Origin of the sequence: Pseudomonas sp. PA-1-3F, assembly GCF_021609665.1 — a bacterium.
Lineage (GTDB): Bacteria > Pseudomonadota > Gammaproteobacteria > Pseudomonadales > Pseudomonadaceae > Aquipseudomonas > Aquipseudomonas paracarnis.
In genome coordinates this window covers 263,451-277,550 of record NZ_WJZD01000001.1, presented here as the reverse complement: position 1 = coordinate 277,550, position 14,100 = coordinate 263,451, and the positions used below count along the sequence as shown (strand labels likewise).

The following is a 14,100-nucleotide window of genomic DNA, read 5'->3' as shown; positions in this document are numbered from 1 at the left end:
GCTCAGATGACAATTTTGCAAACCATGCCAGTGGAACTGGCCTATAGCTCTATGATCCGCCCCATCCCAACCCACGAGGACATTTCATGAGCGCAGGACACAGCCACGCCCAAGTACGCGCCGGCCACGAACGCAAGTTATGGATCGCCCTGGGGCTGACCGGCAGCTTCATGCTGGCCGAAGTCATCGGCGCTTTTATCACCGGCAGCCTGGCGCTGTTGTCGGACGCGGCGCACATGATGACCGACGCCCTGGCCCTGGCGATTTCCCTGGTGGCGATCCAGGTCGCCAAGCGCCCGGCAGACCGCAAGCGCACCTTTGGTTATGCGCGGTTCGAGATCCTGGCGGCCGCCTTCAATGCATTACTGCTGTTCGCCGTGGCGTTCTACATCTTGTACGAGGCTTACCAACGGCTGCAGGCGCCCGCCGAGATCCAGTCCACCGGCATGCTGGTGATTGCGCTGCTGGGGCTGGTGGTCAACCTGATCTCCATGCGCCTGCTCAGCGCTGCCAGTGGCGAGAGCCTTAACGTCAAGGGCGCCTACCTGGAAGTCTGGAGCGACATGCTGGGCTCCGTCGGCGTGATCATTGCCGCGCTGGTGATCATGTTCACTGGCTGGGGTTGGGTTGACTCCGTGGTCGCGGCCGCCATCGGCTTTTGGGTATTGCCGCGCACCTGGACGTTGCTTAAGGCGAGCATGAACATCCTGCTGCAAGGTGTGCCGGAGGGTGTGGACATCGAGCAGGTGGAGCAGGCCATCCGCAGCGTGCCGGGGGTCAGGGACGTGCACGACCTGCATATCTGGGCCCTCACCAGTGGCAAGAACGTGCTGAGTACGCATCTGGTCGCGGATGCGTCCCAAGGCAGCGAGCAACAGATCCTCAGCCAAGTGACGGAATTACTGCACGAACAATTCGATATTTCCCATGCCACGATCCAGGTCGAGGGCGAGGGTTTTCAACATGACGATCACGACGAAGTGCATGCCTGAGCCTGGCTAACGGATTTGTAATCTTTCGCCCACGGCCCTGATAAGTACCGAAAGCTACATTGCCCCCGCTGGGAAACCTCAGCGACTTCATGGGCGTGGAACTCTCGTTATGGCAATTTTCGTTAGAACACTGTTGGGGGCGGCGGCACTGGTAGTGTGGATATCCGCAAACGCCGCCCAGGCACAACCCCTCACCCTCGATGCAGCCTTGCAAACCGCCTTCGCCAACAACCCGGACCTGGCGGCCGCACAATGGGAAATCGACATCGCCCAAGGCGGCCGGCAACAGGCCGGCCTGATCCCCAACCCGGTGGCCTCCTGGGACGCCGAAGACACCCGCCGCAACAGCCGCACCACCAGCATCAAACTCAGCCAGACCCTTGAACTGGGCGGCAAGCGCGGTGCACGCATCGAGGTGGCCACCCGCGCCCAGGATGCCGCCGCGCTGACCCTGGAGCAGCGTCGCAACCAGTTGCGTGCCGAGATCATCGACAGCTACTACGGCGCCCTGCGCGCCCAGGAACGCCTTGACCTGGCGCAACGCTCCATGACGCTTGCCGAGCGCGGGCTAGTGGTCGCCAATGGGCGCGTCACCGCTGGCAAGTCGTCGCCGGTGGAAGCCACTCGCGCCCAGGTGCAGGTGTCGGAAATCCGTCTGGAATTGAACCGCGCACAGATTGGCCTCACTGACGCCTACCGTCGCCTCGCCACCAGTACCGGCAGCGCCGCCACCGACTTCCAGGCCGTCGCCACGCCAAGCACCTCGGTACCGGCGTTACCCGCCGCCGCGCCATTGCTGGCACGCCTTGAGCAAACTGCCGAATTGCGCCTGGCCGAACTCAGCATTGTGCAGAACGAAGCCAGCGTGGGCCTGGAAAAAGCCCAGCGCATTTCTGACCTGGACGTGTCGATCGGCAGCCAATACGACGCCAGTGTGCGCGAACGGGTGAACCTGGTGGGCGTGTCGATGCCGATCCCGCTGTTCAACCGCAACCAGGGCAACATCCTCGCGGCCACTCGACGCGCCGACCAGGCCCGCGACCTGCGCAACGCCGCCGAGCTGCGCCTGCGCACCGAAACCCGCCAGGCCCTGGACCTATGGCAAACGGCAAATACCGAAGTGCGCGCGTTCAACCAGCAGATCCTGCCCGCCGCACAAAGTGCGGTAGACAGCGCCACCCGTGGCTTCGAGATGGGCAAGTTCAACTTCCTCGACGTGCTCGACGCCCAGCGCACCTTGATCGCGGCCCGCACCCAATACCTTGCGGCCACCGCCCAGGCCACCGAGGCCTGGGTACGCATCGAACGCATTTACGGCGACCTCGCCCGCTTTTGATTTTTCCTGGAGTCTCCTGATGAACAAAAAACATGGCATGGCGCTCGCCGTCGCCCTGGGCCTGATGCTTTCCGGCTTCGCCCACGCCGAGGAAGAAGAAGGCAAGCTCGAACTCACCGAGCAGCAGATTCAAGCCGCCGGCATCCAGTTGGCCCAGGCGCAACCGCGTGCCATCAGCACCGTGCTGACGCTGCCGGGCGAAGTGCGTTTTGATGAAGACCGTACCTCCCATATCGTGCCCCGTGCGGCAGGCGTGGTGGAGGCGGTGAAGGTCAACCTGGGCCAGTCGGTGAAGAAGGGTGAGCTGTTGGCGGTGATCGCCAGCCAGCAGATTTCCGACCAGCGCAGCGAATTGGCCGCCAGCGAGCGCCGAGTCGAACTGGCGCGCACCACCTTCCAGCGCGAGCGTCAGTTGTGGCAGGACAAAATTTCTGCCGAACAGGATTACCTGCTGGCGCGGCAAACTCTGCAAGAAGCCGAAATCGCCCTGAACAATGCGCGGCAAAAAATGACTGCGCTCAGCGGCAGCGCGGTACTGGCCGGCGGCAATCGTTATGAACTGCGTGCGCCCTTCGCCGGTGTGGTGGTGGAAAAACACCTGGGGGTGGGCGAGGTGGTCAGTGAAACCAGCAATGCCTTTACCCTCTCGGATCTGTCCCAGGTGTGGGTCACCTTCGGCGTATTTCCCAAGGACTTGAACAAGGTTCGCGTGGGCAAACCGGTGAAAGTCAGCTCGACGGAAATGGGCACCGAAGTGCTGGGCACCGTGGCCTATGTGGGCAACTTGCTCGGTGAGCAGACGCGCACCGCCACCGTGCGCGTGACGGTCCCCAACCCCGATGACGCCTGGCGCCCGGGCTTGTTCGTGGCCGTGCAAGTGGCCACCGATACTTATCAGGCCAAGGTGGCCGTGCCGCAAACCGCTATCCAGACCGTCGAGGACAAACCCTCGGTGTTTGTGCGCACCGCGGACGGCTTTATCACCCGCCATCTTGAACTGGGCGTCAGTGAAAACGGCTACGTCGAAGTGCGCAAAGGCCTGGAGGCCGGCGCGCAGGTGGCGACGGCTGGCAGCTTCATCCTCAAGTCCGAACTGGGCAAAGGCTCGGCCGAACACGCCCATTGATCCTGCGAGTGATTCCCCATGTTTGAGCGCCTTATCCAATTCGCCATCGAGCAGCGCATCATCGTGTTGCTGGCGGTGCTGTTGATGGCCTGTGTCGGCATCGCCAGCTATCAGAAACTGCCCATCGACGCAGTGCCTGACATCACCAACGTACAGGTGCAGATCAACTCGGCGGCGGCCGGTTTTTCGCCGCTGGAAACCGAGCAGCGCGTCACCTTTCCCATCGAAACCGCCATGGCCGGCCTACCGGGCCTGCAGCAGACGCGATCGCTGTCGCGTTCCGGTTTGTCCCAGGTCACGGTGATTTTCAAGGACGGCACCGACCTGTTCTTCGCCCGCCAATTGGTCAACGAACGCCTGCAAGTGGCCCGTGAGCAATTGCCTGACGGCATCGAAACCGCGATGGGGCCGATTTCCACTGGCCTTGGGGAAATTTTCCTGTGGACCGTCGAAGCCGAGGACGGTGTGCGCAAAGAGGACGGTACGCCTTACACCCCCACCGACCTGCGGGTGATCCAGGACTGGATCATCAAACCGCAACTGCGCAACGTGCCAGGCGTGGCCGAGATCAATACCATCGGCGGCTTCGCCAAGGAATATCAGATTGCGCCAGACCCCAAGCGCCTGGCCGCTTACAACCTGACCCTCAACGATTTGGTCACGGCGCTGGAGCGCAACAACGCCAACGTCGGCGCCGGCTATATCGAGCGCAGCGGCGAACAGTTGTTGATCCGCGCGCCTGGCCAGGTGGCGTCTATCGACGACATCGCCAACATTGTCATCACCACCTCGGACGGCACACCGATCCGCGTGCGCAATGTGGCCCAGGTCGACATTGGTCGTGAGCTGCGTACCGGCGCCGCCACCGAAAATGGCCGTGAGGTGGTGCTGGGCACGGTGTTCATGTTGATCGGCGAGAACAGCCGCAGCGTGTCCCAGGCGGTGGCGAAAAAGCTTGAGGAGATCAACCGCTCGCTGCCCGAAGGCGTGGTGGCGGTCACTGTTTACGACCGCACCAACCTGGTGGAAAAAGCCATCGCCACGGTGAAGAAAAACCTTTTCGAAGGTGCGTTGCTGGTGGTGGCGGTGTTGTTTCTGTTTCTGGGCAACATCCGTGCGGCGCTGATCACGGCAATGGTGATTCCGCTGGCGATGCTGTTCACCTTCACCGGCATGTTCACCAACAAAGTCAGCGCCAACCTGATGAGCCTGGGCGCGCTGGACTTCGGCATTATCGTTGACGGTGCGGTGGTGATCGTCGAGAACGCCATCCGCCGTCTGGCCCACGCACAGCAGCGCCACGGCCGGTTGCTGACCCGCAGTGAACGCCTGCACGAAGTGTTCGCCGCGGCCAAGGAGGCACGACGCGCGCTGATCTTCGGGCAGTTGATCATCATGGTGGTGTACCTGCCGATCTTCGCTCTCACGGGCGTGGCCGGGAAGATGTTCCACCCCATGGCCTTCACCGTGGTGATTGCCTTGCTCGGCGCGATGATTCTGTCGGTGACCTTCGTACCGGCGGCGATTGCGTTGTTCGTCACCGGCAAGGTCAAGGAAGAAGAAAACTTCGTCATGCGCAGTGCGCGTCGGGTGTATGACCCGGTGCTCAACTGGGTGATGGTGCGTCGGCCCCTGGTGTTCGGCCTGGCCGCACTGACCATCGTCGTGTCGGGGTTGGTCGCCAGCCGCATGGGCAGTGAATTTATCCCCAGCCTCAGCGAAGGTGACTTTGCCCAACAGGCGCTGCGTGTGCCTGGCACCAGCCTGACCCAATCAGTGCAGATGCAGCAGCAACTGGAAAAAACCTTACTGGCCCAAGTGCCGGAAATCGAGCGGGTGTTTGCGCGCACCGGTACGGCGGAAATCGCCTCCGACCCGATGCCGCCGAATATTTCCGACAGCTACGTGATGCTCAAACCCAAGGACCAATGGCCGAACCCGAAGAAGTCCCGCGAGGCAATCATCGCCGATATCCAACGGGCCAGCGCGATTGTGCCGGGCAGCGTGTATGAGCTCTCGCAGCCGATCCAGTTGCGCTTCAACGAGCTGATTTCCGGAGTGCGCAGCGATGTGGCGGTGAAGGTGTTCGGCGATGATATGGCGGTGCTCAACCAGACTGCCGGGGAAATCGCCGAGACCTTGCAGAAGCTCAACGGCGCCTCGGAAGTGAAGGTGGAACAGACCTCCGGCCTGCCGGTGCTGACCATCAATATCGACCGCGACAAGGCCGCTCGCTTCGGCCTGAATGTGGGTGATGTGCAGGACACCATCGCCGTCGCTGTCGGTGGGCGCCAGGCCGGTACGCTGTACGAGGGTGATCGGCGTTTTGACATGGTGGTGCGCTTGTCCGACACGTTGCGCACCGATATCGACGGCTTGTCACGGCTGTTGATCCCGGTGCCGGCGCTGGCGAGTAGTACCTCGGGGCAGTTGGGCTTTATCGCCTTGTCCCAGGTTGCCAGCCTCGACCTGGTGCTGGGCCCCAACCAGATCAGCCGCGAGAACGGCAAGCGCCTGGTGATCGTCAGCGCCAACGTGCGCGGGCGCGATATCGGCTCGTTTGTCGAGGAGGCCGAAGCCGCCATCACTACCCAGGTGAAAGTCCCTGCCGGTTACTGGACCACCTGGGGCGGCCAGTTCGAACAGTTGAAGGAGGCTTCCGAACGCTTGCGCATCGTGGTGCCGGTAGCGTTGCTGTTGGTGTTCGGGTTGCTGTTCATGATGTTCAACAACCTCAAGGACGGCCTGCTGGTGTTTACCGGCATCCCCTTCGCGCTCACCGGCGGGATCATGGCCTTGTGGCTGCGTGATATTCCGCTGTCGATTTCGGCGGGTGTGGGCTTTATCGCCTTGTCGGGCGTGGCGGTGCTTAATGGCCTGGTGATGATCGCGTTCATCCGAAACCTGCGCGAGGAAGGCCGCTCGTTATCGGTGGCGATCCACGAAGGCGCGTTGACCCGCTTGCGCCCGGTACTGATGACCGCGCTGGTGGCGTCCCTCGGGTTTATCCCCATGGCACTCGCCACCGGCACCGGCGCCGAAGTGCAGCGTCCATTGGCGACGGTGGTGATTGGCGGGATTATTTCTTCGACTTTGCTGACCTTGCTGGTGCTGCCGGCGTTGTACCAATGGGCTCATCGCCGCGATGAAGAGACCGCCTGACAACCGTGAAAACGCCGCAATGTGCGGGCTTACCCTCTGTAGGAGCGAGCTTGCTCGCGAAAAACCCACAGGCGCCGCGTTTATTCAGGAAACACGCGTTATCGTTGACGTTTTTCGCGAGCAAGCTCGCTCCTACATTGGGCCTAGGCTGGCTTTGAAGGAAACACCAGGCTGAACCGCGTAAAACGCCCAAGCTGGCTGGTGACATGCGCATGGCCCTGATGCAAATGCATGATCGACTTCACAATGGCCAACCCCAACCCGGTGCCGCCCTCGGCGCGGGTACGACTGCTATCGGCGCGGTAGAAACGTTCGAACAGGTGCGGCAGGTGGTGCGCTTCAATGCCTCGCCCCGGGTTGCCCACCGACAGCGATACGCTCTGCTCGTAGGTCTCCACCAACAGCAACACGGTAGAGGCCTCGGGTGTGTGGCGAATGGCATTGGAGAGCAAGTTGGAAATCGCCCGCTGGATCATCAGTCGGTCGCCGGTCACCCAGGCATCGCCGCGCAGGCTCAGGGTGACGCCTTTATCTTCGGCGCTCAGGGCAAACAACTCCATCACGCGCTGGGCTTCCTGGGCCAGGGACACCTCGGTGAATGAGGCCCGCGCCGCCGGATGGCTGACCTGCGCCAGAAACAGCATGTCGCTGACAATTCGCGCCAGGCGTTCGAGTTCTTCGGTGTTGGATTCCAGCACCGCCTTGTATTCCTGCGGCGGGCGCTGGCGCGACAGGGTCAACTGGGCCTTGCCCATCAGGTTGGTCAAGGGCGCGCGCAGTTCGTGGGCCAGGTCATCGGAGAATTGCGAGAGTTGCTGCACACCGGCATCCAGGCGGTCGAGCATCACGTTGATGCCGTGGGCGAGTTCACCCAGTTCGTGGGGCAGGTTGTCCACAGACAAGCGATGGGTGAGGTCTTGGGTGGTGACTTTCGCCGCCACCTGGCTGAACTGCTTCAACGGCGCCAGGCCCCGTTGCACCAGCCACCAGGCGCCCATGCCAATCAGTATCAGCAGTAGCGGCAGCGCAATCAGCGTGGCGCGCAGGTAGGCACTGAGCAATGCCTGGTCGTCCATGCGGTCCAGGGACAGCAGCACCCGCACGCGTTCACCGTTGGCCAGGCGCATCAAGCTGGAGGCACTGAGTACCTGGTTGCCGTAGCTGTCGACCCAATTGAGGTAGCCCAGGGTTTCCCGTGGCTTGAAGTCGGTGAGCAGTGGTTCCTGGGGCTTGCTGCCGACGTTCAGCAGCACACTGTTATCGGGCGCGGTGCCGACGATGGTCAGGTGGAAATTGTCGTGGCCGATCACCAGGTCCATCAGCGAGTGCGGGCGGGCGCGGATGGCATGGGCGTCCAGGCCCAGGGCCAGGCTGTGCTGGATCTGTTCCATCTTGCTTTCCAGGTTTTTTCGCGCGAGTTTTTCCAGCTCATGGGTGAGGGCCAGGTAGGCCAGGGTCGCCAGCAGCAACACCAGGCCCGCGCCCATCAGGCTGACCGTCAGGCCCAGGCGCATCGACAGGCTGCCGGTCTTCATGGGCGCGCTTCCAGCACGTAGCCTACGCCGCGAATAGTGTGGATCAGCTTGACCTCGCTCTGGTCATCCACCTTGGCGCGCAGGCGGCTGATGGAGACTTCGACCACGTTGGTGTCGCAGTCGAAATTCATGTCCCAGACCAAGGAAATAATCTGTGTGCGGGTCAGCACTTCGCCGGCCTGGCGCATGAGCACTTGCAACAGCGCGAACTCCTTGGTGGTCAGGTCGATGCGCCGGGTGCCGCGATAAGCGCGGTGGCGGCGCGGGTCCAGTTCCAGGTCCGAGACGCGGAACACTTCCGGCTGTGGAATGTGCTCGCTGCGACGCATCAGGGTGCGCACGCGGGCCAGCAGTTCGGGAAACTCGAACGGCTTGACCAGATAATCGTCGGCGCCCATGTCCAGGCCCTTGATCTTGTCAGCCAGCCGGCCACGGGCGGTGAGCATCATCACGCGCTGGGTGCCGTTGCGGCGCAATTGTTCCAGTACTTGCCAGCCATCCTTGCCCGGCAGGTTCACGTCCAGAATCACCAGTTCATAGGCGTGTTGCCCGGCCAGGTGCAGGCCGTCGATACCATTGGCGGCGCAGTCGACCACGTAGCCACTTTCGTTCAGGCCCTGTTGCAGGTAGTCGGCGGTTTTCTGCTCGTCTTCAACCACAAGAATACGCATGGGGGTTACCTCTTGAATTAGGGGAGAGAAGGCGCCCATGTCCCTATGGCGGCGGGTTCGGAAGTGGGAAAAGTCTGAAGGCTAAAGTAGCTTTAGGGTCAACTGCGACCGTCGGTCGCATGTGTCGCAGGCAAAAAAAACGCCCCAAGCGGGGCGTTAAAAATTCATCTCTTTCCAAAGGAGCTACACAAAAGCTTCAGAGATGAATGTGCTCGGGTGAATAAGTTGAAGCGAGTATAGAAAGTTCCACTTAACGAGAAGCTGAGGCCAATATTACAATTTTGATAACTGGCTATTTGTGAACAGATGTTAGTTAATCGCGAGCGAATGTAAGGGCTACAGCACGATCAATGGGTATTCGGCAATCAGACGAACTTCTTCCAGGTCTGATTCAAACGCACTGGAGCGCACGGTGGCCTGGCGCAAGCGCAGGGAAAAATCCTTCAAACGCCCACTTTGCACCACGTATTTGGCCTCGATATCCCGTTCCCAGCGGCGTTGATCGGTCAAGGGGTTACCCGCTGCATCGCGGCGCATATACACGGCATTGGCGTTGCTATAGTCGGCGCCGGTGCCTTTGCCGTAGCGGGTCATGAACGACAAGCCGGGAATGCCGAACGCTTGCATGTCCAGGTCGTAGCGCACCATCCATGAGCGCTCCTTGGGCGCGTTGAAGTCGCTGTACTGGATCGAGTTATTGAGGAAGATCGAGTCTGATTGGCGCAGGTAGTCGAAGTCATCGTCGCCGTTGTTACGCTGGTGCGACACGGCCACGCTGTGGGCACCGACCTTGACCCCGAGCCTGGCGCTCCAGATGTTGTTGTCGAACTCGCCGAGCCGTTTCTGGCCTTCGTCCACGGCCTTGTAGTAGTTGAAGTCGCCGAACAATGACACGTCGTCGGTCAATGCGTAATTGGCATTGCTGCCGAAGTAGTACTGATCCCAGGCGTCCTTCAAGCGGCTGCTGTACAGGCTAAAGCCCAGATGGCTGTTGAGCTGGTAGTCACCGCCGAAGTAGGCGATCCAGGGCGAGTCGACCTTGCCTGCATAGAAGGTGGCAAAGCCTTTGTTCATGCCGCTTTCACTGGGCTGGCTCATGCCGCTCAGGCGCCCGCCTTGCAGGCTCAAGCCTTCCAGACTGGTGTTTTGCAGGGTGACGCCGCGAAAGCTCTCGGGCAACAGGCGAGAGTCGCCGTAGGCCACCACCGGGGTGAGTGGGAACACGTCGCCGGCCTTGATCACGGTGTCCAGCACGCGCAGTTTCGCCGCGCCGCCGATTTTGCTGTAGCTGTTTTCCGGTTGGTTGTCGCTGTTCACCGGCAGCACGCCGAACGAGCCTTTGCCGCCGCTGCGGCCGCTGCCCGAGTCAAGTGTGAGGCCGTACATGGCGAATGCGTCCAGGCCAAAACCCACGGTGCCCTGGGTAAAACCGGATTCGAATTTGCCGATGAAACCCTGGGCCCAGGCTTCGGAGTAACCATTGCCAGTGGGGCTGGACTGGCCTTTGCGGTCATCGCGGTTGAAGTAGAAGTTGCGTGCCAGCACGTTGATGCGGCTGCCCTCTATAAAACCCTCGGGCTTGTCCTCCACTGCCATGGCGGCCATGGGCAGTGCAGCCATCAGTGAAAAGGGAAGGGTGTAATGACGAATGCTCATGATGCGCTCCTCGGTGATGGCAGTTATCGGCTTCTTATAGAGGCGGGCGTTTTTATTGATCTGGCCCTGGCTGATAGTTGCAAATGGCGGATAACAACTGCATGGCTTGCACATTACAATTCTGGAAACTAACGACCATCTAACAAATAAGTAATGTTCTGGTGAACCTGCCGTCAGGGTGGGTTGGTTAATCTCGACACTGAACTTTTCAGTCGAGGAAACCGCGATGAACTTTTATAAAGCAGGTTTGGCTGTATTAACGGCTGTGTTGTCATTTGGCGCACTGGCCGAAGGGGGTGGGGACCGCACCTTTGCCCTGATGATGGAGCGCAATGAGAAAGCCATGGCCGCCTACGCCATCAAAAAAGGCAAGCCGGTGCCCGAAGTCCAGGCGTACCGCTATGGCATGGACCTGGACATTGCCAAGGTCGTCAACGTGACGCCGCCGATCCGCTCGTGCAACGCCGTGCCGTCGCGCATGACCTACGAAGACTCCAGCGGCAAGCTCAATACCCTGGAGTATCAGGTCATGGGCGTATGCCGTAACAATGGCGGTTGAAAATATAGTTCGGCCCAGGGCTCAAGTGCTCTTCAGAAAACCCCGGCAGCGCCGATGCAAGTGAGTACACCTACCTCACTTGCCTAACGGTGCCCCATGTTCAATACCCGCCTGAAGCAGGAGCTGACCGCTCTGCGCGAAGAATTGTCGAGCTTGCTCCAGGTGAAAGAGAGCCTGGAAAGCGAAATGCTCTGCCTGACACTGGACCCTGAAGGCCGTGTGGAGTGGGCCAATGCCAACTTCCTGCAGGAACTGGCTTATTCGCTGGGCGAGATTGTCGGGCGTGCTATCGAAGACCTGGTGCCGGCACATGTGCGCCAGGACGAGTTCCAACTGCGCTTCAAGCACGCGCTGGCCCGCGGCGAACACTTTGCCGGCGCCGTACGCCTGATGCGCGGCAATGGCAAGGAAGCCTGGTTGCGCTCAATCGTGCAGCCGGTGCGCAGTTCGGAGGGGCGCATCAAGCAGTTTTCGATTTTTTCCAGCGACCTTACCCGCACCATCGAGAGCTCGCGTGAACATGAAAACCTGATCACTGCACTGATGCGTTCCACCGCGTTGATCGAGTTCGACCTGGAGGGGCATGTACTCACTGCCAATGACCGCTTCCTCGGCGCCATGGGATACAGCCTGGCGCAGATCGAAGGCAAGCATCACCGTATGTTCTGTGAGCCACAGGAATACAACAGTGCCGAATACCAACAGTTCTGGAAGCGCCTGAACGCCGGTGAGTTCGTCGCCGCGCGCTTCAAACGTGTGGACAGCCACGGCCGCCTGGTGTGGTTGGAGGCCACCTACAACCCGGTGCTGGACGCCAATGAGCGGCTGTACAAAGTGGTCAAGTTCGCCACGGTCATTACCGACCAGGTCAACCGCGAGCAGGCAGTGGCCGAGGCCGCCAATATTGCCTACAGCACCTCTTTGCAAACCGACGACAGCGCCCAGCGCGGCACCACCGTGGTCACCCAGGCCGTGGACGTTATGCGCGACCTGGCCCAGCACATGCAACAGGCCGGTGAAGGCATCGAGGCGTTGAATGCCCAGTCCCAAGTGATCGGCAGCATCGTCAAGACCATCAGCGGCATTGCCGAGCAAACCAACCTGCTGGCGCTCAACGCCGCCATCGAAGCGGCGCGTGCCGGTGAGCAGGGGCGTGGCTTTGCGGTGGTGGCCGATGAAGTACGGCAATTGGCGTCACGTACCAGCAAAGCTACCGAGGAAATTGTCGGTGTGGTGCGCCAGAACCAGGACATGGCCCGCGACGCGGTGGCCTTGATGGCCGACGGTCGTGCGCAAGCCGAGCAGGGCCTGGCCCTGGCGGCGGAGGCGGGTACCGTGATCGTCGAAATTCAGGACGGTGCGCAAAAAGTAGTGAGTGCGGTCGGGCAGTTTGCCAATCAGCTGTCGAGCTGACCTGTCGGGCTTGTGCTTGAGGTATCGTAGGTCTTTTCTCGCTTGCAGAGCTGATCGACCATGAGCCCTACGTTCCGTCGCCCCGTCCCATTGTCCAAGGCTTACCGTTTGCTCAACCACGGGCCGACCGTGTTGGTGAGTGCAGCCCACAACGGCCAGCGCAATATCATGGCTGCTGCCTGGGCCATGCCGTTGGATTTCGAACCACCGAAAGTCGCGGTGGTGCTCGACAAGGCCACCTGGACCCGTCAGCTACTTGAAGGCGCCGGCACCTTCGTACTGCAAGTGCCTTGTGCCGCACAGGCTGATCTGGTGCAAACGGTGGGCAACACCCGCGGTGCTGAAACCGACAAATTCGCAGCCTACGGCCTGCACACTTTCAGCGGTGAGCACACCGAGGCGCCGATGCTGGAAGGCTGCGTGGCTTGGCTGGAATGCCGCCTGCTGCCCGAGCCGCATAATCAGCAGGCCTATGACCTGTTCCTGGGCGAAGTGGTCGCGGCCTATGCTGATGAGCGGGTATTCAGCGAGGGCCGCTGGCATTTTGAAGGGCATGATGAACTGCGCACGTTGCACCATGTGGCGGGCGGGAATTTCCTGGCCATTGGCCAACCGATTGTCGGGCGCCAGCTCTGACAGAGGCGCAAAGCCACGAAGATCAACTGTGGGAGCTGGCTTGCCTGCGATGGCATCACCTCGGTGTATCTGATGTACCGAGGTGTCTGCATCGCAGGCAAGCCAGCTCCCACAGTTTGAACGTATTCCAACCCAGTACTCAGCGTCCGAGCATTTTCACCCAACGCGATGGCGGCATGCCGTAGGTGCTGCGAAATTGGCGGGTCATGTGGCTTTGGTCGGTGAAGCCTGCGGTCATCGCCGCATCCACCAACGATTGGCCCTGGGCCAACAAGTGGCGCACCAGGTCCAGTCGGCGCATGGTCAGGTAGCGGTAGGGGCTGGTGCCGAATAACAAACGAAAATCCCGCGATAACGCCCACCGGTCGCGGCCGGCGTGGTCGGCAATTTCATCCAGGGTGATGCTGCGGCCCAGGGCGCTGTGGATGAATTCACGGGCGCGTTCGGCCGCGATGTAGTCGAAGGATTTACGGCGGATGATGGCCCCGGACGCAGCGCTCAGCGCGTGGGCCAGGTCGAACAGGGCGTCTTGCTCTTGCATCGGGTCAATCGGGCAATCCAGGCTTTGCAGCAACACTTCGCTGGCGCGGTGCAGCCGTGGGTCGGTGGACAAGCCGCCGGGGATAAACGGCAACGGCTGCCCACCGAGGATCTGCTGGATCAGCGCCGGCTCCACATAGATCATCCGGTACTTGAAGCCTTCATCGCTGCCGGCACGGCCGTCATGGGTTTCATCGGGGTGGATCACCATGGTGGTGCCGGGCAGGCTGTGGGTTGTGCCGCCGCGATAATGAAAACTCTGTACGCCGAACAACGTGCGCCCGATGGCGTACGTGTCATGGCGATGAGGGTCGAAGGCGAAGCCGGCAAAGTACGCCTCGATACGGTCCAGGCCACTGGCGTGGGGCGCGCGGTGCAGCCAGTCGAGGGAGTGGATGGGGTTGCCCATGGTGACTTGTCACAAAAGGAAGTGGAAACACGTTAACTGAGTCTGCACCGGTTGTCTGCCGGGGT

At 61.1% G+C, this 14,100-nt stretch carries 11 protein-coding genes and 1 pseudogene; 8 read left to right on the top strand and 4 right to left on the bottom strand.

What is annotated here, in order from left to right; genetic code table 11:
- Positions 1–86 precede the first annotated feature (86 nt).
- The 4 genes from GIV26_RS01360 to GIV26_RS01345 all read left to right on the top strand — a co-directional run bounded on the left by GIV26_RS01360 (position 87) and on the right by GIV26_RS01345 (position 6,616).
- The gene (locus GIV26_RS01360) at positions 87–992 is read left to right on the top strand and encodes a cation diffusion facilitator family transporter (RefSeq protein WP_186526984.1); all 906 of its coding nucleotides are present in this window, start codon (positions 87–89) and stop codon (positions 990–992) included.
- Positions 993–1,101: 109 nt separating this feature from the next.
- Positions 1,102–2,328, top strand: coding sequence for a TolC family protein (locus GIV26_RS01355; RefSeq protein ID WP_236279341.1), 1,227 nt, complete (start codon positions 1,102–1,104; stop codon positions 2,326–2,328).
- Positions 2,329–2,347: 19 nt separating this feature from the next.
- Entirely contained in the window at positions 2,348–3,454 is a 1,107-nt protein-coding gene (locus tag GIV26_RS01350) for an efflux RND transporter periplasmic adaptor subunit (protein ID WP_096144137.1), read from the top strand.
- A gap of 18 nt (positions 3,455–3,472) precedes the next feature.
- Complete coding sequence (locus GIV26_RS01345; protein ID WP_236279340.1) at positions 3,473–6,616, top strand: CusA/CzcA family heavy metal efflux RND transporter; 3,144 nt, start codon at positions 3,473–3,475, stop codon at positions 6,614–6,616.
- Between the two features lie 143 nt (positions 6,617–6,759).
- Here the strand turns inward: GIV26_RS01345 and GIV26_RS01340 are convergent, their stop codons facing one another.
- The 3 genes from GIV26_RS01340 to GIV26_RS01330 form a co-directional block, all read right to left on the bottom strand.
- Entirely contained in the window at positions 6,760–8,151 is a 1,392-nt protein-coding gene (locus tag GIV26_RS01340) for a heavy metal sensor histidine kinase (protein WP_054897166.1), read from the bottom strand.
- On the bottom strand, positions 8,148–8,822 hold the full coding sequence (locus GIV26_RS01335) for a heavy metal response regulator transcription factor (RefSeq protein ID WP_060764123.1): 675 nt from the start codon (positions 8,820–8,822) through the stop codon (positions 8,148–8,150). Before GIV26_RS01335 ends, GIV26_RS01340 begins: the two co-directional genes overlap by 4 nt.
- A 336-nt stretch (positions 8,823–9,158) precedes the next feature.
- Positions 9,159–10,478, bottom strand: coding sequence for an OprD family porin (locus tag GIV26_RS01330; protein WP_236279339.1), 1,320 nt, complete (start codon positions 10,476–10,478; stop codon positions 9,159–9,161).
- 226 nt (positions 10,479–10,704) lie between these two features.
- On the opposite strand from GIV26_RS01330, the gene GIV26_RS01325 reads away from it, so the two are divergent.
- The 4 genes and pseudogenes from GIV26_RS01325 (at position 10,705) to GIV26_RS01315 (ending at position 13,086) form a co-directional block, all read left to right on the top strand.
- The gene (locus GIV26_RS01325; RefSeq protein ID WP_014716799.1) at positions 10,705–11,037 is read left to right on the top strand and encodes a DUF2790 domain-containing protein; all 333 of its coding nucleotides are present in this window, start codon (positions 10,705–10,707) and stop codon (positions 11,035–11,037) included.
- A 96-nt stretch (positions 11,038–11,133) separates the two neighbouring features.
- Positions 11,134–11,910 (top strand): annotated as a pseudogene (locus GIV26_RS27290) (PAS domain-containing protein); the annotation flags it as partial.
- Between the two features lie 108 nt (positions 11,911–12,018).
- A complete protein-coding gene (locus tag GIV26_RS27285; RefSeq protein WP_370712620.1) occupies positions 12,019–12,450 on the top strand; it encodes a methyl-accepting chemotaxis protein in 432 nt (143 codons plus the stop codon).
- A 60-nt stretch (positions 12,451–12,510) separates the two neighbouring features.
- Entirely contained in the window at positions 12,511–13,086 is a 576-nt protein-coding gene (locus tag GIV26_RS01315) for a flavin reductase family protein (RefSeq protein WP_034128112.1), read from the top strand.
- Between the two features lie 139 nt (positions 13,087–13,225).
- On the opposite strand, the gene GIV26_RS01310 is transcribed toward GIV26_RS01315, so the two are convergent.
- A complete protein-coding gene (locus GIV26_RS01310) occupies positions 13,226–14,035 on the bottom strand; it encodes an AraC family transcriptional regulator (protein WP_034128111.1) in 810 nt (269 codons plus the stop codon).
- Positions 14,036–14,100: the final 65 nt, after the last annotated feature.